Below are 26,137 nucleotides of genomic sequence, written 5' to 3' on the forward strand. Positions count from 1 at the left end.
ATCACAGGGAGTTGAGGACATGAGCCTGCGGGCGCGCATCACGAGCCCCGAGCCGACGAACGGGCTGAGCGAGGAGAGCCGGCTCGTCGGGGTCTACCGCGCCAAGCTCCTGGAGGAGATCGACCTCGCCGAGATGTCCGCCCTCGCGGCGGCCGAGCGCAGGGCGCGCCTGGAACGCGTCCTGGGCCACATCATCAGCCGCGAGGGCCCCGTCCTCTCCTCCATGGAGCGCTCACAGCTCATCCGGCGGGTCGTCGACGAGGCCCTCGGTCTCGGCATCCTCGAACCGCTCCTCGAGGACGCGTCCATCAGCGAGATCATGGTCAACGGCCCCGACCAGGTGTACGTGGAGCGGGGCGGCCGCCTCGAACTGCTCCCCATGCGCTTCTCGTCCAACGAACAGCTGATGCAGACCATCGAGCGCATCGTCTCCACGGTCAACCGCCGGGTGGACGAGGCCAATCCGATGGTCGACGCCCGCCTGCCGTCCGGCGAGCGTGTCAACGTGATCATCCCGCCGCTGTCGCTCAAGGGCCCGATCCTCACCATCCGCCGCTTCCCCCGGGCCTTCACGCTCCAGGAGATGATCGGCCTCGGCTCGCTCGACGAACACATGCTGATGCTGCTCGCGGGACTGGTCCGCGCCAAGTTCAACGTGATCGTCTCCGGAGCCACCGGTACGGGGAAGACCACTCTCCTCAACGCACTGTCCGGGCTGATCCCGAACGGCGAGCGCATCGTCACCATCGAGGACTCCGCCGAGCTCCAGCTCCAGCAGTCCCACGTGATCACGCTGGAGAGCCGGCCGTCGAACGTGGAGGGCAAGGGCCAGATCACCATCCGCGACCTCGTCCGCAACTCCCTGCGTATGCGGCCCGACCGCATCATCGTCGGTGAGGTCCGTGGCGGCGAGACCCTCGACATGCTCCAGGCCATGTCCACCGGTCACGACGGCTCGCTCGCCACCGTCCACGCGAACAACGCCGAGGACGCCCTGATGCGTCTGCAGACGCTGAGCTCGATGTCCGAGGTGGAGATCCCGTTCGTGGCGATCCACGACCAGATCAACAGCGCCGTCGACGTGATCGTGCAGCTGACCCGCCATGCGGACGGTTCCCGCCGGATCACCGAGATCGCCGTCGTCGACTCGCACGGCCGCGAGGACTACCGCATCGTCTCCGTCTGCCGCTTCAAGTCCCACCCGGTCGCCGCGGACGGACGCGTCTACGGCAACTTCGAGTACTACCCGCTGCCCCGCCGGGTCGCCGAACGCCTCTACATGACGAGCGAGGCGATCCCCGCCGCCTTCGGCGTCGCCCAGTCGGAGGACCAGCTGATCATGCGCAGATCCGCCGCCTGAACCGCCGCCACCGCTCGCCGTCCCCTGCCCGCCGCCACCGAGAAGGTCCCCGCCCGCCATGGATAATCTCCCGCTCCTGACGATCGGCATCACGCTGCTCGCCGGTCTGTTCGCCGTCCTCGGCGTGCACATCTACTCCTCGGGCAAGGCACAGCGGCAGATCCTGTTCGAGCGCATGTCCCAGACGGGGCAGGTCACCATCGGCGGGCGCAGCCGGCGATTCCGGGGGATCGACCGGCGGCTGCGCAGGACGGGCCTCGGCAAGAAGATCGAGCGCAAGATCTCGGCGACGGGCCTGGACCTCACGCCCGGCGAGTACGTCGTCTACGTCGTGGCCGCGCTGCTGGGCCTGTACTTCGTCATCGGCTCGATCTTCGCCCCGTTCTTCGGCCTCCTCGCCGCCCTCATCGGGCTCTGGGGCGGCAACGCCTTCCTCAACTACCAGCGGGCCAAGCGCACCGAGGCGTTCATCAACCAGCTCCCCGAGCTCACCCGCGTCCTCGCCAACGCCACCCAGGCCGGCCTGGCACTGCGTACCGCGATCGCCATGGCCGTCGAAGAGCTCGATGACCCGGCCCACGAGGAACTGCGCCGCGTCGCCGACCGGCTGGCCGTCGGCCACTCCCTCGACGACGCGCTCAACGAACTCGTCGAGCGGCTGCCCTCCCGCGAACTCACCGTGCTGGTCTCCACCCTCATCCTCTCCAACCGGGCGGGCGGCACGATCGTCTCCTCCCTGCGCAACCTCACGGAGACGCTGGAGGAACGCAAGGAGACCCGGCGAGAAGTCACCACGCTGCTGTCCCAGGTGAAGGTGACGGCCGTCGCGGTCCCCATCCTCGGTATGGGCTTCCTGCTGATCATCAACGGCATGCGCGCCGGAGCACTCGACGACATGACGGCCGCCACACCGGGCCGGATCGCCGTCGTGATCGCCGCCGGCCTGTACGGCCTGGGCTTCTTCCTGATCAACCGGCTCACCCGCGTACGCATCTGAATCCGACGGCCCTTCATGAACGAGGAGAGAGAGGACACACCATGGACCTTCTGATCGCGGCCGTCTTCGGACTCGCCGTATACGGAGCCTTCCAGGGCATCCGCATGTACCGCGCCGACGCCAAGCTCCCCGGCGACCTGGCCATCGCCCTGGAGGTCGGCGCCACCCGCACCACGGCCGCGGGCTCCGCGGTCGACCGTATGGGGATGCGGTACGCGCCCCGGGTACTGCGCATGATGGGCCCCAAGCGGGTCGACAAGGTCCGCCGGAAGCTGGATATGGCGGGGAACCCGGGCGGCATGACGATCGACCGGTATGCGGCGCGGCGGGCGGTGTACGGCGGGTTGGGGGCCATCGCGGCCCTGGCCATGCTGATGAACGGGCAGGTGGTGCTCGCGGCGTTGATGGCCATCTACGGCTTCTTCTGGACGGACGTGATCATCAGGTCCGCCATCAGCCGGCGCAAGGACGACATCGACCGAACGCTCCCGGACTTCCTCGACGTCCTCGCGGTCGTGGTCTCGGCCGGACTGGGATTCCGTCAGGCACTGGAACGCGTGGCCGAGAAGTACTCAGGCCCTTGGGCCGACGAACTGCGCATCACCCTGCGGCAGATGGACATGGGCGTCAGCCGTCGCGACGCCTTCGACCAACTGCGCAAGCGCAACGAGTCCGAGCAGGTCTCGATGTTCGTCTCGGCGCTCCAGCAGGGGGAGGAGCTCGGCGCCCCGATCGTCGAAACCCTCATCCAGATCGCCAACGACATGCGCCGCACCGATGCCCAGAACGCTCGCCGAAAGGCATCGAAGGCCGTACCCAAGGCGACGCTGATCGTCACCAGCTTCATGCTGCCGGGAACGATGATCCTGATCGCCGTCGGCTTCTACTACGCCGCCGACGTCAACATGGGGGACATCTTCGGAACCTGACAGGCATGACGTGTCCAAGTGCGGCAGTTGACGAGGAGGTGAAAGGACCATGGGACCAAAGCCGATGGGACCAGCCCTGACCGGGGGACCGGACGCGAGTACGGCACAGGGTGTGCGCGGTCATGTGCCGACGCTGCCCATCCAGGTGAACGCCCTCCAGGCACTGTGCCGCCAGCTGTTCGGCTTCCGCCTGGCGATGACCGCCCTCGCCGCTCCCTTCGCCCTAGACGGTGTCGATGACAGACTCGGCAGCTGGCTGGTGGGTGCGGCCGTACTCGTCACCATCATGGTGTCGTACGCACTCATGCGGGACTGGGAACGCTTCGGCCCGATCCTCCTGCGCCATCCCTCCCTGCTCGCCGCGGACATGGTGTTCGGCGCGCTGCTGCTCTTCGCCGCCACGCCCGGTTCCACCCTCACGTACGTCACGGTCTGCACCCCGCTGCTCGCGGGCCTGGTCTACGGCTGGCGCGGCAGCGCGATCTTCGCTGTCCTGCAGACACTCCTGCTGGCGGCCGCATATGGGATCAGCGACAAGGTGGAAGCTGACTCCTCAGCGCTCCTGCTCGTCGGGCTCTGCATCATGGCCGGGGCGGTCGGCAGTACGTTGCGTGGCCTGCTCCTCCGCTTCGGCGCCGCATCCCAGGCCCTGACCGACACCCGTGCCCGCCTCGCGGTGAACAGCGCGGTGGAGGAGGAGCGGGCACGCCTGGCCCGCGAGATGCACGACTCCGTCGCCAAGACCCTGCACGGCCTCGCGCTCGCCGCCGACGGTCTCGCGGGGACGGCCGACCGGATGGACCCGCTCACCGTCAAACACCAGGCGGAACTGGTGGCCCGCGCCGCCCGCAGGGCCGCCGCCGAGTCACGCGAACTCCTCTCCGACCTGCGCCGGGAATCCGGCCTGGACGGCGGCGTGGACGTCATCGACGAACTCCAGGCCCGGACGGCGGACTTCGAACGGCGCCACGGCGTCAAAGCGGTCTTCCGCCGGCTCGGCGACGGCCCCGTACCGCCCATCCCGCACGCTGTGGCCCGGCACGCGCTCACCATCGCGACCGAGGCCATGGAGAACGCCCAACGTCACGCCCACCCGACCTATGTGGACGTCTCCGCGGGGCTGGTCCGCGACACCGTGCGGATCAGCGTGTACGACGACGGGGAGGGCCTGCCCCCTGGCACCTCACTGGCCGATCTCCGCAAGGCCGGGCACTTCGGCCTGGTCGGCATGGTCGAGCGCGCCGCGTCCATCGGGGCCCGTATCCGGATCGGCCGGGGCCACGCGGCACGAGGTACCGAGGTCCGGCTCGACCTTTCGCTGGCAGCGATGGACCTCGCACCACCGACACCGACCGCTCCCGCCCTGCCGCCCGGCTATCCGCCACCGCTCCCGCAGATACCCGGCCAGCGCACACGACCTGACGACCGCCCCTGACCAATCCGCCGCTCGACCACAGTCCCCACCCTGAGAGAGGAGGCCGCACCATGCCGGACGAGATCTCCCGCAGTTCCGGAGAGCAGTGGACACAGCACCCGCACGTCTCGCAGCACACGTCCTCGCGTCCCAGCCCGCTCAGCTCCCCACCCACCTCCGGTCCCCCCACCCCGACGGCATCCACCGAGTTCCCGGCCTTCCCGGGGCCGCACGCCATGCCGCCGCCGCTGCCCCTGAGAGTCGTCGTCGCCGACGACAACCCGGTCGTACGCGCCGGGCTGACGGTCCTGCTCCACGGCCGGGACGACATCGACGTGGTCGCGGAGGCGAACGACGGACGCCAGGCCTACGAGATGGCGGTGCAGCACCGCCCCGACGTCGTCCTGCTGGACGTCCGCATGCCCGGGGTCGACGGCATCTCGGCGCTGCCGCACCTGGTACGCCTGGCCCCGGTCCTGATGATGACGTACAGCCGCGAGAGCGAGATCGTCCACGAGGCGCTGCGCCTGGGCGCCGGTGGCTACCTGGTGCACGGTGAGTTCACCGCCGACCAGCTGGTAGCAGCCGTCCGCGACACGAAGGAGGGCCGGGCGCACTTCACGTACTCGGCCTCCAGCGCCCTGCGCGAGTCGGTACGCGGCGGGGCCGGCCCGGACCAGGGGGGCCGGCCGCTGCCGGAAGGACTGGGCACGGCGTTCAGCGGTCCGGGCTACCGCCCCGCCGCGCCGCCCGCTCCGGTATCTGCATCCGCACACGACGCGCCCAATCGTGCTATGCCCAACCCGGCACAGAACCCGCAGGTGGGGGCAGTTCAGGGCGAGTTGCACCCGCCTCGATTCCCGCAAAAGGCTTCGCTTCCGCAACCATCTGTGGCACATTCGTCTACGAGGGCTGCCGCGCCCGCGCCCCAGGGAATGATCGCCGAGCTGAGTGAACGGGAGGTGGAAGTGATGGACCTGATCGCGTCGGGCATGACCAATCAGCAGATCGCGGCCACCTGTTTCATCAGCCAGAAGACCGTCAAGAACCACATCAACCGCATCTTCGCCAAGTTGAACGCCGGCAGCCGGGGCGAGGCCATCGCCGTCTGGCACCGCATGTCGTCCGGGGGGTCGACGAGGCATGGCTGACACGACGATGGGCCCGAAGGCCCAACTGACCGCTTGGGCCCGGAGTTGGGCCCGCAGGCCCATGCGGGTGGGTGTGTCCCCGACGTACGTTTCTCATGTCGAAAGCGAGACCGGCCAGGAGGAAGCCGGAAGCGCGGACGACATGAGGACTTACGTAGCAGCGTCGGCCGATCTCCGGTCGGCCGAACTCGGAGGGGAACACCATGTCGAACATCACCCTGAAGGCCGCCACCGCCACGCAGACCTACATCAACGGCTGGAAGAACACGGCCGTCGAGGCCATGAAGCGCCGGAGCGACAAGGGCCAGGGTGCCATCGAGTACGTGGGCATCACCATCCTCGTGGTGGCGATCGTGGTGGCGCTGCTCAACACCAACATGGGTGCGACCATCGGGAACAAGTTCACCACCAAGATCAACGAGGTCCTCAACAAGTGAGCCAGTCGGTTCACGACGAGTCAGGGCAGGCCGCACCGCTGTACATCACAGCGGTGGTGGGCCTGCTCTTTCTCGCGTTGATCTTCTTTGCGTTCGGTGAAGCAGATGTCAGGCGCAACGGGGCCCAGAGTGCGGCGGATGCGGCGGCGCTGGCGGCAGCCCAGGAGTCGCGCAGCCTGGAAGGGCTGGACCTGCGGGCCCACATCCTGGACAGGGCTTACCTCGCGATCCTGTTCAACGGGCCGTTTCCCGGTACCCACAACGGGTGTGTGAAGGCGACCAGGTTCGCCGCACAGAATGACGCCGCTCCCGTCGACTGCCGCATGCTCTTCGACGGCCGCTGGGGATTCACGGTCGATGTCCGATCGAACAAGGGAATGAGCGCGAACCTGGTGCCGGGCACCGAGGGGAAGCGTGCGAAGGCGACCTCCGTGGCTGTCGTCGAGCCTCGCTGCAAGTTCATCCCCAACCCGGATCCGACGTCGCCGTCCCCCGGCATGCTCGCCTGTGACTCCATGGAGTGGGTGATCGATCCCAAGGACCTGGCGATCCTGCCGGACATGACTGATCTCTTCACCGTACGACTGTCCGAGGACTGACCTCGAATAACCGCAAAGGATCTGGATCAATGAGTATTCGGTACGTGAGGGGCCCGCGCCGTGCCGGCGCAGCAGTCCTACTGGCTGTGACCCTGACCCTGTCGATGGCTGCCTGCGGGAGCGACGACGGGAACGGAAAGGGCAAAGAGCCCTCAAGTTCTTCGGCGCCGGCCAAGGAGAAGGAATCGGGCAGTGCCGGCGGGGAGACAGTGCCGGACACCAGCAAGGTCCTTGTAACGGTCAAGGGTGACTCTGGCATTGACATGGTCATCAACTCGGCAAAGCGGGATTCCGGCGGATTCCTCACAGTCAGTGGACAGCTCAAGAACACGGGAAGCGGGTTGTACACGACTCCGATCCAGTGGGGCGGCGAGGAGGAGGCCGTGGCGGCCACCGGCCGATCGCTCGCAGCCATGACGCTGGTGGATTCGCAGGAGAAGAAGCGCTACTACGTGCTCCGCGATACGGACAATCGGCCGCTGACGACGAGTGGTTACGACCCGAGCATTGAGGCGGGGAAGAGTCTCACGTTCTTCGCGCAGTTCCCCGCCCCGGCCCAGTCGACGACCCAGGTGGATCTTCAGTTCCCTGGCTTCACCAACGCCACGATTGAGATCTCTTGATGAGCGCGGCCATCACGAGCACCCAGCGGGCTCGCGTCCGGCTGGCGATGACTGCGCTTGCCGGGACGCTGGCCTTCGGAGTCGGTGCGGCTCCGGATGCCAGCGCCGACGACAGCCCGTACCCGTCTGCCTCGGCGGAAGCGCCAGTCAAGGTCGATCCAAACGATTCGGATCTGAAACTGCCCGACGGGGCTACGCTCGCCGATCCGAAGGTTCTGGACATCAAATCCGTCGTGGAGGATCTGGGCGGTGAAGAACGTCGCGAAGACACCAACGCGGACATCAAGTTCGCCCTCCAAGCCGAAGTCCTTTTCGGCAAGGACAGCGCGAAGCTGAGTTCCGCAGCGAACGGTCGCATCAATGGGATTGCGGCCGAGATCAAGGCCCAGGACGCCAAGAGGGTCCGGATCTTCGGCTTCACCGACAACCTCGGTGCTTCCGCCCACGGTGACGTGCTCTCCAAGCAGCGCGCGGAAGCTGTGCACAGCGTCATGGCGAAGTCGCTGAGCGGCACCGGCATCACGTTCGAGATCCGTGGTTACGGCGAGCAGTATCCGATCGCCAGCAATGACAACGAAGAGGGCCGCAAGAAGAACCGCCGGGTGGAAGTCTCCTTCCCCCGCGCGGAGGGCTCGCAGAGCTGACGGACGCAAAGCCGCCTGTAGGGTCTCAAAACTCGCTGCATAATCTCAGCGAGAATTGCACGGCGGCGGCATTTATGCCGTCGCCGTGAGACTCGCAGGTCGGGGCGTCACCTATTCGGGTGACGAGAACGGTGATCTGTCCCGCCTGCGTTCGCTGCGCTGGCACCTTGACTGCACAGAAAGTTGATCTGTGGCTGGGGGTGCGCGGTGGGGGAATTCGCTGCGTCTGTGAGCGTCCGTCCCGAGGCACGCGCGGTGGTCGAGGACCGGGCCTGGAGCGAGGTGCCCGTCGAGCTCCTTGCGTCGGCGACGCCGTGGCGAACGTTCCGCTGGTTCAAGGGGCAGAAGCACTACTCAGGAATCTGTTGGTCGGCGACGACGAACGACCACGTGATCTACGAGTCACGGCTGCAGTTGGCACGCCTGCGCTTCGCCGATTTCGATCCCTCTGTACGCCACATCGTGGCTCAGCCGTTCCTGCTGAAGGCGGCGCTGGAGGGGAAGGTCTGCAAGCGCATCCCGGATTACTTGCTGATCACCGGACAAGAGCCCGTAGTAGTAGACATCAAGCCGCTGCGTCGCGTGTCCAAGCCCGAAGTGGCCTTCACCTTGGACTGGATCCGCAGAGTGGTGGAGTCGCGCGGCTGGCAGTACGAGGTCTGGAGCGAGCCTCCATCAGCGGAGTTGGAGAACATCTGTTTCCTGGCCGGCTATCGGCGGTCCTGGCTGTTCGGCGCCAGTCTCCTTGTCGAGCTGCGTGGTGTCGATCTCGATGATGTTCGGCTGGGGCAGATCGCGAGCCGGATTCCGGGATACGCGGTCCGCAAGTGCGCTCTGCTGTTACCACTTGCTCTGTACTCACGAGCTTCTCGTAGGCCCGTCCCGAGTCTGCCGGAGCGGCATGAGCGACGCTGGAGCAAGAGTCGAGGTCGGTACGTGATTCCGCTACGACGGGGGGACCGTTGAGGTGGTGCAGATGGACTGCGACCACGGCAGGCAATGAAGTGGTTTTGGATGGCAGGGGGCGGCTGCTGCGACTGTCGCTCGCGGAGTTGCTGTTCTCCGACCGGGCGGCCGTCATTCCTGATGGGCCGGGCCCGTCGGCCGACGACGACGTAGAGATCGCGACCGTGGTGTTGGGGCAGCTGGGGGCGGCGGAGCGGGCGAAACTCCTGGAGCGGTCCGAGGACGTGCGAGAGGTCATCACAGGTTCCGGTCAGGTACTTCGGAGCTGGCACGGGAGGGAGAGCCCCGCCAGGAGTACACCTCGGGCCTGTCCTGGGAAGCCCGGTACGCGGCAAAGGCTGCCGAGCTGGGTGTGTCTCTTCGTACGGTGAAGCAGTGGGTCGCCGACTTCCGTCGCCACGGCGAGGCCGGTCTAGCACCGAAGAAGGGGCTGGCCCGCCAATCGCAGGCGATGACGGACGAGCTGTGGGTGGAGACCGCCTTGGAGGTGATGGTCGAGCACACCGGGGAGTCGAGGCCGTCGCGGACGATGGTGATTCAGAGAACGCGGGCCCGGGTGATCCCGCGGTTCGGGGCGGACGTGGTGAAGCTACCCAGCCGGGCGACTGCGTTTCGTCTCCTTGAGGATCTGGAGCGGCAGCATCCGCTGTTCCGGCTGAGGGCGAGGCGGAACCGGGACATCGCGGACCGCCCGGACGGGTTGTACGGGAAGCTGCGGCCGAATGGCTCCACGAGCAGTACGTCACACGCCGTCGCACCCGCGCTGACATCGCCGAGGAGAGCGGTATGACCATGTCGAACGTTGCCAAGTGGGCCGGACGCACGGGATCCCCTTACGTCCTCGCGGCGGCGCAAGCCATGACGAGAGCCTCCGCATCCGGGAGAAGGCCAGGCAGGCTCCTCGCTTGTTGCAACCCGCACTTAACGGCCTCGCCACCGAAGAGCGACTCCGGCGGGTCGTGAAGGCTTCCGCCTACCCCATCCTCGGCGGGGCAGCCCGTGACATGAACGTGCCCAACCTCGTCACTCAGATCAACGGGCTGGCCCACGAATTGGGTGGCCCACTGCTCGAACGAGCCGAACGAGGCCGCCCCACGAAACTCACGCCACTCGGCCAGCGGGTCGTCAAGGCCGCAACGGGTTGGCTATCCGCACCGTGACAGGCCGTCCACCTCTACAGGCGCCGTTGTCAGACCCAACTGGCAGAGTGGCCAGCCATGGACCTCTCTGAGTTCTGGACCATCGTCGAGGCCGCCCGCTCGGCCGACGGGCCGGACAGGCCTTTCGCCGAAGCCCTGGTTGATGAACTGGCAGCCCTCACCAAAAACGGCATCCTCCGCTACCAGGAACGCTTCGACGAGGTGCATGACGCGGTGTGCCGATGGGACGTGTGGGCCGCCGCCTACCTCATAGGCGGCGGCTGCTCGGACGACAGCTTCATAGACTTCCGCGCCGGCCTGATCGCGCTGGGCCGAGACTGGTATGAGAAAGCAGCGGCTCGCCCAGACAGTCTTGCTGAGCACCCGGCAGTGATCGCCGCCGCGGAGGTGCACCGTGACGAGGCTCTCTTCTACGAGGAGGTCAACTACGCCGCCAGCGAGGCGTTCAAGCGCATCACCGGCGATGGAGAGGACTTCTACGAGGCATGGGACGAGTACAGAGCCTCACGGGACAGTACCGAGCAAGACGCCGAAGACATGGGCGAAGACTTCGACTTCGATGACCTCGATGAGATGCGACGTCGACTCCCGCGGCTCGCCGCCCTCTACCTCCGTGACACCCCGTGACAGACCTTGCCAAGCAGCGACTCCGCATTGCGATGACCGCCCTCAGCGACGCCATTCCTTACGACCTCCGCCGCTCTCCCCTCGGCGGGCCCGGGGTTCGGTCATGGGAAGCCGAACACGGCCTTGATCTGCCTGAGCCATACCGGACGTTGGTCGCCGAGTTCTCCAACGGCACCCGCGAAGGCACATCCGCGGCACATGGGCTGCTATGGCTGGGACAACTCCCCGAGAGCTGGCAGCGCTGGGAAGCCGAGTGCTGGCTGAGCCCCGAACCATTCGATGGAAAGGCACCGCGGAAGCCCGCGATGCCTTTCCCTCTCAACGAGGAATGGCAGTGGGAATACGACTACTACGACCACGACCAGCACTCGTCCCTACTCCATGGCATCTATCAGCACGGATCGATCCTTCTGGGCAGCAACCGCGGCCGTGAGTTCTGGATACTCATCGTGACTGGACCTCAACGCGGCCGAGTCTGGTGGCTGGGCGACGGATGCGCGGCTCCCTACGCCGATGCGGGGAGGAAGCAGAGCCGGAAGTCGACTTCGTGTCCTGGCTCCAGGACTGGCAGGCTGATCGAGGGTGGTGGTCTCAGGACCCGGAAGACCTGGAGGACTGATCAGGCGCCGTGTTCGTCAAGGTCGGCGGTGATCGCTTGCCGGTGCGAGAGGGTGATGCGGCGCCGGGCCGGGTCGATGTCCAGGATCTTCACGGGGAGTGCGTCGCCGACGTGGACGACCAACTGCGGATGGTCCGGGTGTCCATCGCCCAGTTCAGTGTTGTGCACCAGTCCCTCGAAGCCGTTCTCCATCTCTTCGATGCGTACGAACACGCCGAACGGCACGAGCTTGGTGACGCGGCCGACGACGGTCTGCCCGACCTGCCCGGCGAGCAGTGGCATCGGATCTTCGTGCAGGGCCCTGAGCGACAGCGACACGCGTTCGCGGATCGGTTCTACGTCGAGAATTTCGGCGCTGATCTCCTGGCCGACGGCAACGACCTCGGAGGGATGATTGAAGGGGCGCCACGACAGCTCGGGGATATTGATCATCGCTTCGAAGCCGCCGATGTCCACGAAAGTGACCAAGAAATCGGCGATGTGGGTCACCTTGCCGGTGACGATCTCACCTCGGTGAAGGGTCTTGAGGAACGCCCACTTCCGGGTGCTCGGGGTGGGGTCGATCTCCCAGCGGGCGCGTACCACTCCGTCGCTGTCGGGCATGACGGCGGCGAGCAGCGGGACGCGGTCGTCGGCGTACATGGACAGGATCATCGCGGCGGAAGCGCTGGAGAGACGGGCAGCCAGCTCCGGGAACTCGTCTTCGTAGGCGGTGGCGCTGTGCATCCGTCCATCTCTGCCCTGCCAGACACACTCGACGTGGCCCTCGGCGGGGAGCGTGGCGAGTACCGCGTCGATGTCGGAGGACAGGTCCGGCCAGATGGCCAGCCGGGCTCGGGGAGCGAGTCCGGCGTGGATCGTGTCGATGTTGTCGGGGGTGAGGCGGTGCCATCGCCCGGAGTTGTAGGCGGACTGTTCTTCCAGGACTCTGAAATTACCCCACTGCATCGACCAGCGTAGATGTTCCCAGAATTCGTCGTCGGCCGGCCGCTGGGGGGCTTCGTCCTCGGCTTCGAAGTCGTACGGAGAGGCGTCGATCCGCTCTGGGTGCAACCCGAGCGCGCGGGTCCGGGTCACCGCGGTTTCGCAGGGTCGACTGCTGCCGATGTACATGTACTGGTCCCAGCCCACGTGCACGGTGAAGGTGCCCTCCGCTTCCAGCCGGCACCAGGCGCCACCGTCGCGCAGCATGACCCGTACAAGATCCATCGCGGTGCCGACCGACACCTCCGCGCCATCGTGGAAACCGTCCGGCCCGGTCGGGAAGAGACCGTCCAGCCCGAAGCCGTCCATCGGTGGCTCCAGCCCGAAGTTCACGAAGGGCACCGAGAGGTGCGGTTCGCGCACCGCCAGGCGCTCGACGCCGGTGTCCGCGGCGAACGCCTCGACCGCTTGAAGGTAGGCGCCCTCGACCTGGCCGTGGTCGCTGACCGTGTCCTCGGTGCCGGTGTAGTGGCCGTGCTCGTCACGGTCGGCGGGGTCGTACTTGGTGACGCGGTAGACGTAGGGCAGCACGCCTCCATCTTCCAGCATGGTTCGGACGCGGCAACGCGTAGTGCCACTACGCATCGAGGGGGCGAGCACTCAGTCCGCGAATTCCGAGCCGATGTTGTTCCACATGAAGTCGCTTCTCCAGTCCGTCCTGCCGGCAGCCCAGCCGAGCAAGGCGGTCAGGATCTTCTCCTGGAAGATGGTCCGCGTCTGATAGTGCTCGGCCGCTACGCCGTTCCGGAACTCGAGTTGGTACGTGTTGTCGTCGCGCAGCAGCACCTGGATGTACCAGCTGCCCTCGATGTCCTCCCCCACGTTCTCCAGGATCAGATGCGCGTTCCCACGATGGAGGTTCGCCAGCATCCTGCCTATTGCTGGCTTCGAGGGCGTCTTCGTCACTCGCCCAGCCGCATTGGTTGCAATCAGCATGGCGTGATCCTCCACCATGGCTCTGACAGCGCCTCGGTGAGCGGACAGAATGCCGCCTGGGACCATTGGCTGGTGACCACATTGATGCGCTGCTACTGGGACGAGGAAGACACTTGGTTCTACCTCGAGGTGGATGCCGAAGGCTGGGTGATCCGGCAGATCGAGCTCGAAGGGCCTGACCTAACGCCGGTTGCGGCTGCCTCCCTCGAAGAATGGCAGCGAGCCCATGACGCAGGCCGCCTCGACGAGTACGACAGCAGATTCGGGATTACTGCCGAACTGCCCGTCTCCGAGTGGGAGGGTCACGACCCGCTGCCGCTCACCTCCGAGGGCTTCGAAGAGGTCTGGAGGACCGCCCGCCAGCACATCGCCGCCCGTCCGTCATGAGCGCCAAGGTGGTCGTGAGGAAATGCCGCTCGTCCTGAGACTAGAGCCCCCGGCCACTGCGTGAGACAACTCGAGAATCAGCTGGTCAGGGCGACGCGCTATGACGTGCGCCGCGAGAACCTACAGCCCGGCACCGTGACTCAGCCGCGGTGCCGGGCGCTCGCCGTTACAGCAGGTGGTCGGCCTTGCCGGCCTTTATGTCGTGGATCATCTGCTGAAGGGCCTCGCGGCTGTCGGTGAGGCAGAGGTCTTCCTCGCCCTGCTTGGCGATGTAGCGCGATGTTCTTCATCCAGTCCTCGGGAGCATCCCGAACCGGCGCGAGGCGGAGTACGCGCTGATGGGCGGCCGGGAGTCGCTGTACGGCGGGCCCTGGCCGCCGGGCTTTCCGGCGGTTTCGGGGAGCGTCGGCTGACTGAAGCCTGTCACGCGCCGGCGCAGGCAGGAATTCCCGGTGAGCGAGGGCATCTCGGAGAGGGCCCGATGAGTTTCCGGGGCGGGGCCGGTCTATACGGGTATGGAGACTCACACACTCAAGACAGCCGGTGCGGACCTCGTCTACGACGTTCGCGGGCCGCTGCCGACCTCAGACGGACGCCCGCCGTTGCTCATGATCGGGCAGCCCATGGACGCTGCCGGCTTCGTCGCGCTCGCGGCGCGCTTCCCCGATCGGACGGTTGCCACCTATGACCCGCGCGGGCTCGGCCGCAGCACGCGTAAGGACGGACGGGTCGACCACACGCCGCAGGTCCAGGCCGACGACGTGCACGCCGTCATCGAGGCGCTCGGGGCCGGGCCCGTTGAGATGTTCGCAAGCAGTGGCGGCGCGATCACCGCGCTCGCGCTCGTGGCGAAGTATCCCGCGGACGTGACCACCCTGGTCGCGCACGAGCCGCCGCTCATCACCCTCACGCCGGACGGCCCGGCGGCCGTGCGGGCGCGGGCCGGTGTCCGGGAGGCGTACGAGAAGCGGGGGTGGGGGGCGGGGATGGCCGCATTCGTGGCCATGACCTCGTGGGAGGGAGAGTTCACCGACCGGTACTTCGAACAGCCGGAGGCCGACCCCGCCGCTTTCGGGATGCCCACGGAGGATGACGGCTCGCGTGACGATCCGCTGCTGTCCGACCGGTCATGGGCGGTGAGCAGCTACCGGCCGGATGCCGGCGCTCTCACGGCTGCGCCGACCCGCATCGTGATCGCTATGGGCGAGGAGTCCGAGGCCGTGCTTACCGGCCGCACCTCCGTGGCGACCGCCGAGCTGCTGGGGCAGCGGGTGAGCGTGTTCCCGAGTCATCACGGCGGTTTCTGCGACGGCGAGTTCGGATATCCGGGGAAGCCGGACGAGTTCGCGCGTCGACTGCGGGAGGTCCTTGACGGCGCCTCGTAGGCCAACCGCTGGACGCGCCTCTCCGTAACCGCCTAGTCCGCCAGCCCAAGCCTCTTCCGCTCGGCGTAGTAGAGCCGCATGTGCATGTCCTCTGGGGAAGGGTCGGCGGCCAGGAGATCCAGGTCCTCGCGGGAACTGGCAGGAATGGATATGTGCAGCTGTGCGAGCTCCGCGGCCACCTTCACGAACAGCTCGTCGTCGTCGAAGGAGAGGTCGTACAAGCAGGCTTCGGAGAAGGTGCGCCCGCCCAGTGGCCAGTAGGTCAACTCCGTGTCGACCTTGATGACCGGAGGTGGCTGGTGGTCCTCCCGCTGCCGCGGGTACAGCCAGTACCCGTAGAAGTTGCCGTCCTCGTCCTGGGCTACGGCCTTCAGATACGTGGCCATCTCCGCGGACGCCGCACAGTTGGCCATGACGTCAGGATCGGCGCGCTCCTGCTCGGTGAGATAGCTGGTGTCGGTCAGCGGGTGTGGGGCACTGGGCTCCAGAATGGTGATGCCGAACTGCTCGAAGGGGTGTCCGGATCCCTCCCACTGTGCTGCCGCCAGCACCCGTACATCGTCCGGCACCGGACGTCCGCCCAGCCGCTCCCGGGCGAACTCTTCCCACCGCTCGTCGAACACAGATGAATCCTCTCGCTGACCAAGATGGCACCTCAGAGGCTAGTGATCACCTCTGACAGCTGATCGCTGACATGCGGTCGGTGGCAGTCCAACGGGTGGAGCGGATCGCGGTGGCAGCGCGTACACAAGCCCCCTCGGTGATCACAGAACGTCGCAGCTCGGTGATCACTACGACCTGTCTTCCTTCTGCCGCCGGCGGTCACCCGGGCTCCGGCCGCCCCACGGTGAGATCGGCCGTGTGCGCGGCCTCGGTGAGTACCTCCCGCAGCATCTCCGGGGTGAGCCGGCCGGTGAACACGTTGCGCTGGCTCACGTGGTAACAGCCGAAGACCGTCACGGCGGAGCCCGTCCCGTCCGTCGGTGCCAGTGTCGTCCGTACGCCGTGGCCGAACGCGGGTCGCGGCCGGGGCACGCTCCAGCCCGCCTGCTCCAACGCCGACAACGCGGCCTGCCAGCCGAAGGCGCCCAGTGCGACGACGGAGCGCATCGTCGGGCGCAGCAGCTGCAACTCCCGGGCCAGCCAGGGCCGGCAGGTGTCCCGCTCGCCGGGCGTGGGCCGGTTGGCGGGAGGCGCGCAGTGTACGGGTGCGGTGACCCTGACCCCGTACAGCTCCAACCCGTCGTCCCGGCTCGTCGCCGTTGCCTGGGAGGTCAGGCCGAGTTCGTACAGCGTCGCGTACAGCAGGTCGCCCGCCCGGTCGCCGGTGAACATCCGGCCGGTCCGGTTCGCGCCGTGCGCGGCGGGTGCCAGCCCCGTGACCACCATGGCGGCGTCCGAGGGCCCGAATCCCGGTACCGCGCGTCCCCAGTACACCCAGTCCCGGAACGCGGGACGTCTGGTGAGGGCGGTCTCCTCCCGCCACGCCACCAGCCGCGGGCAGGCCCGGCACCGGATCAGCCGCGCGTCCAGGTCGGTCAGCGTGCGGGCCTCGATGGCGGCCCGCAGTGGGTACTCCTCGGCAGTGAACATGATCAACCCGCCTTCACGGTGACTGGTGGCACTCGGGCGACCGGCCCCCGGCCGGAGACCCCCCGGCCGGACCGGGAGCGTCCCATCGGTCACAGGACATCGGACCGCCCGGGTCAGAACATCAGATACCACCGTCCCGGTGTCGGAGGACGGTCATGCGATGGGCGACCGTGTTCGGCGAGTCGGGCCGGGGGTGGTCTGTCCAAAGCGGCCGGTACTTCGGGTCCGGAACGGAAACCTGACCTACCCGCCGGACCTCTGACACATGGGGTGATGGGGGATGAGTCGGAAACCTGGGATTTCCGGCCGACTGCACCTCTTTCGCGAAAGTCCGCGTTCTGACGGCGCGGGACATGCGCGCTCGGCGCGGTCGCCGGGGCGCCTGTGGTGCAGGCGCCCCGGCGCCGGTCAGCGGCGGATCTGGTAGGCGCGGGTCACCGTCTGTTCGACGGAGTTGCCCTCGGCGTCAGTGGCCTGGACGCGCAGTGACACGAAGCCCGCCTTCTCGGGGTTGGCGATCGTGCCGTCGAGGTCGGCGTCGAGGCGGACCTGCCGCCAGGTGGCGCCGTCGTCGTACGAGGCCCACAGCTTGGCCCCGGTGAGCTCCAGGCCGTTGAGGCCCTTGGGGTAGCGCACGCCCAGGACGATGCGGGTGGTGGAGTGCGGCCGGGCGCTGTTGGTCCGGTCGACGTCGAGCCGGTAGTCGACCGACAGGACGGGCAGCAGGGCCAGTCCTTCCTTACGCTCCGAGTGGAAGCGCCAGTCGGTGCGCACGTGGGTGGAGGTCGTCCAGCCGGGGGCGCCCCGCTGTACGTCGGTGACCACGCGGTATGCGGCGCGCTGTGCGGTCATCGGGAAGGCGACGGGCGCCGAGGGGGCGCTGCCGAGGAGCAGGCCGTCCCGGTAGACGGTCGACAGCTCCTTGTCGGCGCCGGCCCGCATGTAGAAGGACTGGCCGGGCGCGGTGTCGAGCAGACCGCCCGACGACAGCACACCGACATCGCCCTGCCGGACGGCCGAGTTGGCCAGCCCCTCCGGGAGCGCGGTGCGGACCACGGCCTTGTTCCAGTCGCGGTGCAGGCGCTGGCCGGCCTTCAGCTTCGAGGTGTCCGTCAGGGTCCAGGAGCCGTCCGCCGTCCACACGGGCCCGGTCTTCATCCCTTCCCAGGTGGGTACGTCCGCGGAGACGTACTCGGTCCGGGAGCGCGGCAGGACGATCCGGTCGAAGGCGAAGAACGCCGTCGGCTGCATCGGCGAGCGTGTCAGCCGGGCGTATCCGCCTTCGGTGCCGGGCGTCGATGCGTGGAACGAGGAGTCGACGGTGGCCAGTTCCTTGTCGCGTACCCGGTAGCGCTGGTCGGCGGGGATACCCGCCTGGTGCTTCAGGAGCTCGTAGGAGTACGGACTCACCGCCGTACCGGAGATCCTGATCCTGGCGTTGTCCAGGGCCGCCAGCTCCTCGCCCTGGGTGCCGGAGAGGGTCATCGCCGGGATCCTGGTCTCGGTCGGGCTCCAGTTTCCCGCGGTCCAGTTCTCGGGGATGTCGTTGTAGACGAGGATGGCCCGCGCTCCGGCGTTCGCGGCGTCGTCGGCCTGCTCCTTCACCGTACGCTCGGCACTCCGCTTCACCAGGGCGAGCTTTCCCTGGACGTCCTCGCCGGGCTTGGCCACGCGCAGTACGCGGGTGCCGTCGATGCGCGCGGAGCCCGTCCAGCCCTTGAGGTAGGTCGCGTCCAGGGTCCGGTTGCCGTGACCGACGAGCCGGGCGTCGAGCGCTGGTGCGCCGAGTGACCAGCCGACGCGCGATTCGAAGCGTTCGTTCGCGGGCTTCGACGGGACGGAGTACACGGCGGTCTCGCCGTCCAGCCATGTCTCGCGGTCGTGGATGAGGTCGGCGTCGGCGGCCTTGAAGGCCATGCCGACGCGGGTGCGGTTGGTGTCCGTCGGCCGGGACGTGGTCATGGTGACCGGGCCGGCCTTGGTGCCGTCCAGGGTGAAGGTCCGGTCGGAGTCGATCAGTGTGCCCGGCTGGGCGGCGTAGGTGTACTCCTCCAGGCGGCTCCAGTCGGAGGCGTAGTGGTAGATCTCTGCGATGAAGGCGTGCTCGCCGCGCGGTACCCGCACCACGACCGTTCCGTCCTCCGCGACCGGGTAGGTCTCGGGCATCTCCTTGTGGCCCAGGCGCCAGTCGGTGACCGCGGCGACGCCGCTCGTCGGCCTGCCGTCGCGGTCGAGCACCTTCAGGGTGACGTCGAAGCGCTGTACGTCCCGGCCGAAGCCGACCGCCGTCACCGCCGCCGTCGTGCCGTCGGCGGAGACCGCGGTGACGTGTGCGCCGTGGGACCCGGTGGTCACGCCGGCGGTGTCGAGGGTGAGGGCGGCCTCGGCGGTGCCGTGTGCCGGTACGGTCACCGAATCGGCCCCCAGGCTGAGCACTCCGGCGGGCAGTTCCTCGCCCGCCTCGGTGACCTTCAGCGCGAGGGTGACGGGCTGGTCGCCGTCGTTGACGTACTCGATCTTCTTCTCGACCGGTTCGGTGGCGTCCCAGTCCCGCAGTCCGAAGTCGGCCGTGCCGCTGGCCGATACGGGCTGCCGGAGGGCACGTGCCACGTCCACGCGGCCGGCGCCCTGGGCGTAGACGGAGGTGTCCGCGGTGGTCCTGGCCGTACTGATGAGCCTGCTCTTCAGCTGGGCCGGCGTCCAGCCGGGGTGGCGCTGCGCGAGGATCGCGGCGGCTCCGGCCACGTGCGGCGTCGCCATGGAGGTGCCGCTCGCGGTGGTGTACGAGCCGTCCACCGGCGTGCCCATCGTCGTGCCGGCGGCGCGGGCGGCGACGATACGCGAGCCCGGCGCGGTGATCTCCGGCTTGAGCCCGCCGTCACCGCCTCGCGGGCCCCGGCTGGAGAAGTCGGTGACCGCGTCGGTGGAGTCCACGGCGCCGACGGTCAGGGCCGCGTCGGCCGCTCCGGGTGAGCCGACCGAGGTCGCTCCGGGGCCGCTGTTGCCCGCCGCGATGGTGAACAGCGCACCGGTGCGCGCCGTCAGTTCGTTGACCGCCATCGACATGGGGTCGGTGCCGTCGGCGCCTTCCGCGCCGCCCAGGCTCATGGAGATGACCTTCGCCCCCGAGCGGGCGGCCCACTCCATCCCTTCGATGATCGAGGAGTCCGAGCCGCTGCCGTCGTCGGAGAGCACCTTGCCCACGAGCAGTTGGGCGCCGGGCGCCACGCCCCGGTACTTCCCGCCGGAGGCGGCGCCGCTTCCCAGGATGGTGGAGGCGACGTGGGTGCCGTGGCCGTGGCCGTCGCGTGCCGTCTCGCCGGGGACGAAGCTGCGGCTCTCCGCGATGCGGTCGGTGAGGTCGGGGTGGGTGGCGTCGACGCCGGTGTCCAGCACCGCGACCTTGACGCCGCTGCCGTCGAAGCCGTCCTTCCACGCCTCCGGGGCGCCGATCTGCGGGACGCTCCTGTCGAGGAGCGCCTTGACCCTGCCGTCCAGCCAGAGACGCTGGACGCCGCCCGACAGGCGGGCCTTCGGGGTGCCGGCGCGGGTGCTGTCGTCGTCGATGGCCTCCCAGAACGCGGCGGCCCCGCGCTTGTCGGCGCTGATGGCGGCCCCGCGTACGCCGGGGAGCTTCCGTGTGAGGCGGGCTCCTCCGGGTGCGGTGTCCTTGGCGCCGGACGCGTAGCGCACGATCATCGGGGTCGACGTGTGGTGGGCGTCGTCGTATCCCTGGGCGATGAGCTGGGTGACGTTGAACAGGCGGCTGTCCACCTGGCCGTTGTGCACCAGCGCTTCGACGTCGCGGGGGATCACGTACACGTCGGTGCCGATGGTGTAGGAGCGCAGTTCGGCGGCGGGCCGGTGGTAGGGGGTGATGTTGACGGCGAGGGTTCTGCCCGCCCGGCTCGCCACCGTCACCTGGTCGCCGGTGACGAGCGTGACCTTCGCGGTGCGCACGTCCCCTTGCGGCCCTGCGGTCACCCCGTCCTCTCCGGGCTCCGGTGCGGGGGTGGCACCGTGCACGAGGCCGCCGCCGGCCACGGTGGCGGCCAAGGTGAAGCTGAGCAGTGCGGCTCTTCGTCTGAATCGCATGCTGAACGCTCTCCTTCCGCCGGTGGGGAGGGTTCCGCGACCGGCGGGACAAGCCTCGGCAGGAAGGGGCACCGACGCTACGGCCACGCCTGACGAAGAAGTGACATGTCCGCTCACCGCCACCTTGCGCGTATCGCGGCGGGGTGGGCGTCACGCGTGGTAGTGCGGCCATCGTCCGGGTGTGCGGGTGTGGTTGGATCACGCTGTGTCCGGTGGGGGGTGCATCGGCTGGGGTGGGGAGGAGGGCACGTGCTGGAGGCTGCGGGGATCGGGGCGGGGGAAGAGCGGGTGTACCGCTTCCTCGTCGGGGTGCGCGAGGCTGACGCCGCCGTGATCGCGGAGCAGCTCGGCCTGGAAGTGGCCCAGGCACACCGCGAGTTGGCCTCGCTTCACGACAAGGGGCTGGTGGGGCGGGTGGCCGCCTCGTCGGCGGGGGGCGCGGTGCGCTATGTGCCCGTGGCGCCCGATACGGCGCTGCGTCCGCTGCTGCTGCGTGGGCATGAGGCGCTGGAGTCGGCCCGGCGGGGGGTGGAGCAGCTCGCCGAGGAGTACGGGGCCGGGGGGCGGCGGCACGACGCGGAGCAGCTCGTCGAGGTGATCACCGGGGCGAGTGTGATCCGGCAGCGGCTGCGTCACATGGCGTACGGCGCCCGCGAGATGCGGTGGTTCTGCAAGGCCGGCCATGTGGCCCTGCCGGCGTCGGAGAACGACGAGGAGTGGGAGCTGCTCGCCCGTGGGGTCCGGTACGAGGCGATCTACGAGCGCGAGCTCCTGGAGGAGCCCGGCATGGTGGACAACGTTGCCCGGAGCATCCGTGCGGGCGAGCAGGCGCGGGCTACCGGGACGCTGCCGGTGCGGCTGATGATCGCGGACAGCTCGATCGCCATCTGTCCACTGGTGCCCGGCGGTTCGGGCGGCTCGATGGGTGAGCCGACGGCCGCGGTGGTGCGCAGCAGCAGTCTGCTCGACGCCCTGATCGCGCTGTTCGAGAGCCAGTGGGCGGCGGCGTCGCCGCTGCACGTCACGGACTCCGGTGAGCTGGCCGGCTTCGGCGGCAGCCCGCTGCCCGGTGCGAACGTCGCCGACGACGAGCGCTATCTGCTGTCCCTGGTCGTCGCCGGGGTCGCGGACAAGGCGATCGCCTCGCAGCTGCGGGTCAGCCAGCGCACCGTGCAGCGCCGGATCCAGGTCCTGATGCAGAGGGCCGGCGCCGCGACGCGTACGCAGCTGGTGTGGCAGGCGGCGCGGCGGGGCTGGCTGTCGTGAGACACGCGCCGCTGTCCTCGTATGGCCCCGAACGCCGGTGACTCCGTCGGACCGGGCTGATCCGACGGAGCCACCGGGCCGGCGGCAGGGGGCTGCCGCTCAGTTCGTGGCGAACGCGCGGCGGATCTCCTGTGTCACCTCGTTGCCCCGGTCGTCCCAGGCGCGGACGCGCAGGGACACATGGCCGTCGGAGGGGGAGCGGGCCGGGCGGCCGGTCCGTACGCGGTACCTCCCGTCGCCCTGGGGGGCGGTCGTCGCCCGGACCCAGTGGGCGCCGTCGTCGTACGAGACGGAGACCTCCATGCCCGCCACCCGCAGGCCCGTGAGGCCGTCCTGATGGCGTGCCCTCACCTCGAAGAAGCGGGTGCGGGTGGCCGGGGCGGTGCCGGTGAGGTCGGTGGGGATGTCGTAGTCGAGTTGCAGCAGGGGCAGCAGCGGGGTCCGGCCGGAGGGCGGGCGCGGGGCCGTGAACGACCAGCTGGTGCGGGTGGCGGTCGACAGCGACCACTCGGGCGTGGTGCGCGTGACGTCCAGGTCCAGGCGGTAGCGGCCGTCCGCGCCGGTCACCGGGAAGTCACCCCAGGCGGCGGCGGCCTCGGCGAGGAGTTTCCCGTCGCGGTGGAGGGCGGCCCGCACCTCGTCGGCCGGGGTGTCGTCCCAGTCGCCGTCGTCGGGCCTGCTGTAGTGGCCCGCGGTGGCGTCGGCGAACTCCGGGATGCGTACCACCAGTCGGTCCTCCTCGCGGTAGGAGGCCAGGCCGTCCTTGACACCGCGGGGGATCGCGGGGCGTACGACGGGGGCGAACCAGCTCTCGGTCAGCCGCTCGCCGGGACGGTAGGTCCGCGTGGGCTGGACCATGCCGGTGGCCAGGGGGCTGCTGTCGTCCCAGGTGAGGCGGTGGTGGACGCGGTGGAGCCAGAGGGTGTCACCGGCGCTCACGTACTCGGTGCGGGTCAGCGGAGTCGCCACGTGGCGCTGGTACTGGTTGATCGCGGTGTTCATCCAGGGGCGCCAGCCGAAGCGCTGCTCCTTGGCGTACGGGACGCCGCCCGTGTGGTGGTAGCGCGAGGTGATCGTCGCGGTGTTGGCGGCCGTCACCCGGTGCACCACCCGCTCGGGCACCCGTTGGCGGGACGTCTGCATCACGTCGTACAGGTACGGGCTGTCGGGGATGCCGTGCAGCTTCAGCGTGGTGGCCCCGGAGCGCAGTTGCCCGCGCAGCCGCTCCCCTATGTCGTGGCGGATCAGCACCGCGGGGAGGGGCAGACGTTCGCCCCGGGGGGTCCAGTGCGTCCAGGCGACGCCGCCTTCCCCTTCGGTCAGGACGACGGTGGACGCTCCGGCGGCCGAGGCCGCGACGGCCTGCTCCTCGTAGTGGGCCTCCGAGGCGTCCACGAGCACCGCGGCGCCGGACGGGTTCATGCCGCGTGCGCGCAGCGCCGCGTAGTCCTCGGCGCGGCCGGAACCCGCGTCGAGCAGACGCATGCTGCGGCGGCCGTCCACCGTGGGCGAGGTGTCCAGCAGGCCGCCTTCGAGGTCGATCGCGCGGCCTGACCGCAGCGCGCGGGCGGTCAGCTGCGGGGCGGTCAGTTCCCAGCGGGAGTTGAACTCGAAGACACCGTCGGTGACTTCCTTCGTCGGGGTGACGTACAGACGGCGGGCGTCCGCGCTGAAGTCCATGTGGCCGTTGGAGATGCTGCGCCCGCCGACGGCGCGGTGGGTGTAGAAGCTGACGACGGCTTCCTGGACGGCGGGCCTGGGGGTCTCGATCCTGACCTGGACGGCCTTGCGGGCGTCGAGGACCACGTGCCTGTCGCGGTCGACCCTCAGCTCGGGGTCGACGACGACGCTCTCCACGCTGCCGTTCTTCACACGGTCGGAGATCACACCGTGCAGGAAGTAGGAGCCCTCGGGCACCGTCACGGTGAGGGTTTCCCCCGGCCGCACGGCGGTGACGACGTCGTCGCGGGAGTGGGGGCCGACGAGCACCAGGGGCGTGATCCAGGCGGGACGGCCGGCACGGTCGACGGCGGTCAGGGTGAGCTTGTGCCTGGGCGCTCCCTTCGCCGCCGCCAGCACGGTGTGCGCGACGGCCTTCCCGTCGCCGCTCGCCGCGGTGAGCCGGCCGCCGAACCGTCCGGCGGGCAGGGACTTCGCGTCGAGGGTGACGGTGACGCGGGCCTGGCCGCGGGCGGGAACGGTCACCCTCGCGCCGTCGGGCAGGCCCACCGCTCCGGCGGGTGCCGGGCGGCCGGCCTCGTCGCGCAGCTCGGCGGTGAGGTCCAGGGTGAGCGGGGCGGGGCCGGTGTTGGTGTAGGTGAGCTGCGCGCTCTGCGGGCCGGAGCCGGGGGTCAGTTCGCCGAAGCCGACGGTGCCGGTGGCGTGTACGGGCTGCGTCACCGCCCGTGCCAGGTCGACCCGGCCGCCGCCCTGCTCGTAGACGGTGTAGTCCGGGGCGGTGCGGGAGGTGCTGATCAGGGCGTCCTTCAACTGCCGGGCCCGCCAGTCGGGATGCTGTGCGGCCAGGATCGCCGCGGCGCCCGCGACGTGGGGAGCGGCCATCGACGTACCGGAGGAGGCGGTGTACGCCTCGTCGACCGGCTCGCCCATCGAGGTGCCCGCCGCGCGGGCGGCGACGATACCGACGCCGGGCGCGGTGATGTCGGGCTTCTGCGCCTCGTCGACGCGCGGGCCGCGGCTGGAGAACCCGGCGAGGCGCTCCTCGCCGTCCACCGCTCCCACGGTCAGCGCCTCGTCCGCTGCGCCGGGGGTGCCCACGGTGTACTCGCCGGGGCCGCTGTTGCCGGCCGAGGCGACGAAGAGCGTGCCGGTGGTCTCGGTCAGCTCGTCGAGGGCGAGGCTCAGCGGGTCCGTACCATCGCTCGCCGTGTCGCTGCCCAGGCTCATGTTGACGACGTCGGCGCCCGAGGAGGCGGCCCACTCCATGCCGTCGAGTACGGAGGAGAGGGAGCCGATGCCGTTGTCGCCGAGAACCTTGCCGATCAGCAGCTTCGCGCCGGGCGCGACGCCCTTGAGGGAGCCCTTGGAGGCGGCGCCGGTGCCGGCGATGGTGGAGGCGACGTGGGTGCCGTGACCGAAGGCGTCCCCGGTGGTGGGGCTGTCGGTGAAGTTGCGGGCCCCGGCGATCCGGCCGGCGAGGTCGGGGTGGGCGTCGTCGACGCCGGTGTCCAGGACGGCGACGGTCACGCCCGTCCCGTCGTAGCCCGCCCTCCAGGCCTCCGGGGCGCCGATCTGAGGGACGCTCTTGTCGAGGGTGGTGCGGATCCTGGCGTCGAGCCAGAGGCGGTCGATACCGGCACCGAGCCGTGGGGCCTTCGAGGACGTCGAGGTGACGGTGTCGTCGTCGACTGCCTCCCAGAAGCGGTGCGCCTGCCGTTTGTCGGCCTTCAGCGAGCGGCCTCGCAGACTGTCGAGCACGCGTCCCGCCCGCGATCCGGTGGGGGCGTCGGCTTCGGCGTCGGCGGAGTGGAGGTGCGTGCCGGACCGGTAGCGGGCGATCAGCGGGATGCCGGTGGTGCGGGCGTCGTCGTAACCCTGCTCCACCAGGCCGGTGATGTTGAACAGCTGGCGGTCCACCGCGCCGGTGGCCAGATACGGCAGTGCCTCGCCAGGGAGCACGTAGAGGTCGCCGTCGATCTCCACCTGCTCGTAGGTGCCCTCCGCGCCTTCCCCGCCCGGTTCGACGGAGACGGCCTGGCGGCCGTCGGGGAAGCGCTCCAGGTGCACCCGGTCCCCGGTCACGAGCGTGACGGTGGAGGTCCGGGGTGCGGCGGCCGCCGGGGTGGTGAGGGCGGTGGCCGCATGGGAGGCGGGGGTCAGGACGGGGGCCAGGGCGCCGATGAGGGCGCCTGCCGCTACGAGCGCGGCGGGGCGGAGCCGTGGGTGCATCGGGGGCCTCTTCGAGAAGGTGCGGGGGTGGAGCACGCGGTTCGGATCAAGACTCC

The 26,137-nt window shown here is 69.2% G+C and carries 21 protein-coding genes; 15 read left to right on the forward strand and 6 right to left on the reverse strand.

Features of this window, described 5'->3' with window-relative positions; translation table 11 throughout:
* The first annotated feature begins 19 nt into the window (after positions 1-19).
* The 12 genes from AC07FA_RS13320 (at position 20) to AC07FA_RS13375 (ending at position 10,907) form a co-directional block, all read left to right on the forward strand.
* Positions 20-1,360 carry a TadA family conjugal transfer-associated ATPase gene (locus AC07FA_RS13320; RefSeq protein WP_383786281.1) on the forward strand — a complete coding sequence of 447 codons (1,341 nt, stop codon included), beginning with the start codon at positions 20-22 and terminating at the stop codon, positions 1,358-1,360.
* Positions 1,361-1,418: 58 nt separating this feature from the next.
* Positions 1,419-2,357: a type II secretion system F family protein gene (locus AC07FA_RS13325; RefSeq protein ID WP_479075310.1), complete on the forward strand. Its 939-nt coding sequence runs from the start codon at positions 1,419-1,421 to the stop codon at positions 2,355-2,357.
* 41 nt (positions 2,358-2,398) lie between these two features.
* Complete coding sequence (locus AC07FA_RS13330; protein ID WP_479075311.1) at positions 2,399-3,286, forward strand: DUF5936 domain-containing protein; 888 nt, start codon at positions 2,399-2,401, stop codon at positions 3,284-3,286.
* A gap of 49 nt (positions 3,287-3,335) precedes the next feature.
* Entirely contained in the window at positions 3,336-4,721 is a 1,386-nt protein-coding gene (locus tag AC07FA_RS13335) for a sensor histidine kinase (RefSeq protein ID WP_479075313.1), read from the forward strand.
* Between the two features lie 50 nt (positions 4,722-4,771).
* Positions 4,772-5,851 carry a response regulator gene (locus tag AC07FA_RS13340; protein ID WP_479075314.1) on the forward strand — a complete coding sequence of 360 codons (1,080 nt, stop codon included), beginning with the start codon at positions 4,772-4,774 and terminating at the stop codon, positions 5,849-5,851.
* 203 nt (positions 5,852-6,054) lie between these two features.
* Entirely contained in the window at positions 6,055-6,288 is a 234-nt protein-coding gene (locus AC07FA_RS13345; RefSeq protein ID WP_443040455.1) for a hypothetical protein, read from the forward strand.
* Positions 6,285-6,887 (forward strand): pilus assembly protein TadG-related protein, encoded by a 603-nt coding sequence (locus AC07FA_RS13350; protein ID WP_479075315.1) that lies wholly within the window; start codon positions 6,285-6,287, stop codon positions 6,885-6,887. The genes AC07FA_RS13345 and AC07FA_RS13350 overlap by 4 nt, the downstream gene beginning before the upstream one ends.
* Positions 6,888-6,973: 86 nt before the next feature.
* Positions 6,974-7,510 carry a hypothetical protein gene (locus AC07FA_RS13355; protein ID WP_479075317.1) on the forward strand — a complete coding sequence of 179 codons (537 nt, stop codon included), beginning with the start codon at positions 6,974-6,976 and terminating at the stop codon, positions 7,508-7,510.
* Positions 7,510-8,154: an OmpA family protein gene (locus AC07FA_RS13360; RefSeq protein ID WP_479075318.1), complete on the forward strand. Its 645-nt coding sequence runs from the start codon at positions 7,510-7,512 to the stop codon at positions 8,152-8,154. The genes AC07FA_RS13355 and AC07FA_RS13360 overlap by 1 nt, the downstream gene beginning before the upstream one ends.
* Positions 8,155-8,382: 228 nt before the next feature.
* Positions 8,383-9,120 carry a TnsA-like heteromeric transposase endonuclease subunit gene (locus AC07FA_RS13365; RefSeq protein ID WP_479075320.1) on the forward strand — a complete coding sequence of 246 codons (738 nt, stop codon included), beginning with the start codon at positions 8,383-8,385 and terminating at the stop codon, positions 9,118-9,120.
* 307 nt (positions 9,121-9,427) lie between these two features.
* Positions 9,428-9,910 carry a helix-turn-helix domain-containing protein gene (locus AC07FA_RS13370; RefSeq protein ID WP_479075922.1) on the forward strand — a complete coding sequence of 161 codons (483 nt, stop codon included), beginning with the start codon at positions 9,428-9,430 and terminating at the stop codon, positions 9,908-9,910.
* Between the two features lie 427 nt (positions 9,911-10,337).
* Positions 10,338-10,907 carry a DUF4240 domain-containing protein gene (locus tag AC07FA_RS13375; protein ID WP_479075322.1) on the forward strand — a complete coding sequence of 190 codons (570 nt, stop codon included), beginning with the start codon at positions 10,338-10,340 and terminating at the stop codon, positions 10,905-10,907.
* A 619-nt stretch (positions 10,908-11,526) separates the two neighbouring features.
* Here AC07FA_RS13375 and AC07FA_RS13380 read toward each other — a convergent pair.
* Both AC07FA_RS13380 and AC07FA_RS13385 read right to left on the reverse strand, forming a co-directional pair.
* Positions 11,527-13,059 (reverse strand): S1 RNA-binding domain-containing protein, encoded by a 1,533-nt coding sequence (locus tag AC07FA_RS13380; RefSeq protein WP_479075324.1) that lies wholly within the window; start codon positions 13,057-13,059, stop codon positions 11,527-11,529.
* A 51-nt stretch (positions 13,060-13,110) separates the two neighbouring features.
* On the reverse strand, positions 13,111-13,380 hold the full coding sequence (locus AC07FA_RS13385; protein WP_479075326.1) for a hypothetical protein: 270 nt from the start codon (positions 13,378-13,380) through the stop codon (positions 13,111-13,113).
* Between the two features lie 150 nt (positions 13,381-13,530).
* Between AC07FA_RS13385 and AC07FA_RS13390 the strand changes: the two genes are divergently transcribed.
* On the forward strand, positions 13,531-13,833 hold the full coding sequence (locus AC07FA_RS13390; protein WP_479075924.1) for a hypothetical protein: 303 nt from the start codon (positions 13,531-13,533) through the stop codon (positions 13,831-13,833).
* 515 nt (positions 13,834-14,348) lie between these two features.
* Positions 14,349-15,218, forward strand: coding sequence for an alpha/beta fold hydrolase (locus AC07FA_RS13395; RefSeq protein ID WP_479075327.1), 870 nt, complete (start codon positions 14,349-14,351; stop codon positions 15,216-15,218).
* A gap of 32 nt (positions 15,219-15,250) precedes the next feature.
* Here AC07FA_RS13395 and AC07FA_RS13400 read toward each other — a convergent pair whose 3' ends face one another.
* The 3 genes from AC07FA_RS13400 to AC07FA_RS13410 all read right to left on the reverse strand — a co-directional run bounded on the left by AC07FA_RS13400 (position 15,251) and on the right by AC07FA_RS13410 (position 20,906).
* Complete coding sequence (locus AC07FA_RS13400; protein ID WP_479075328.1) at positions 15,251-15,841, reverse strand: hypothetical protein; 591 nt, start codon at positions 15,839-15,841, stop codon at positions 15,251-15,253.
* A 199-nt stretch (positions 15,842-16,040) separates the two neighbouring features.
* Positions 16,041-16,811, reverse strand: coding sequence for a uracil-DNA glycosylase (locus tag AC07FA_RS13405; protein ID WP_479075330.1), 771 nt, complete (start codon positions 16,809-16,811; stop codon positions 16,041-16,043).
* A 408-nt stretch (positions 16,812-17,219) separates the two neighbouring features.
* Positions 17,220-20,906 (reverse strand): S8 family serine peptidase, encoded by a 3,687-nt coding sequence (locus tag AC07FA_RS13410; protein ID WP_479075332.1) that lies wholly within the window; start codon positions 20,904-20,906, stop codon positions 17,220-17,222.
* A gap of 249 nt (positions 20,907-21,155) precedes the next feature.
* On the opposite strand from AC07FA_RS13410, the gene AC07FA_RS13415 reads away from it, so the two are divergent.
* A complete protein-coding gene (locus tag AC07FA_RS13415; RefSeq protein WP_479075334.1) occupies positions 21,156-22,172 on the forward strand; it encodes a helix-turn-helix domain-containing protein in 1,017 nt (338 codons plus the stop codon).
* Between the two features lie 99 nt (positions 22,173-22,271).
* Here the strand turns inward: AC07FA_RS13415 and AC07FA_RS13420 are convergent, their stop codons facing one another.
* Entirely contained in the window at positions 22,272-26,081 is a 3,810-nt protein-coding gene (locus AC07FA_RS13420) for a S8 family serine peptidase (RefSeq protein ID WP_479075336.1), read from the reverse strand.
* Positions 26,082-26,137: the final 56 nt, after the last annotated feature.

It is taken from the genome of Streptomyces sp. NPDC045968, from assembly GCF_056430475.1.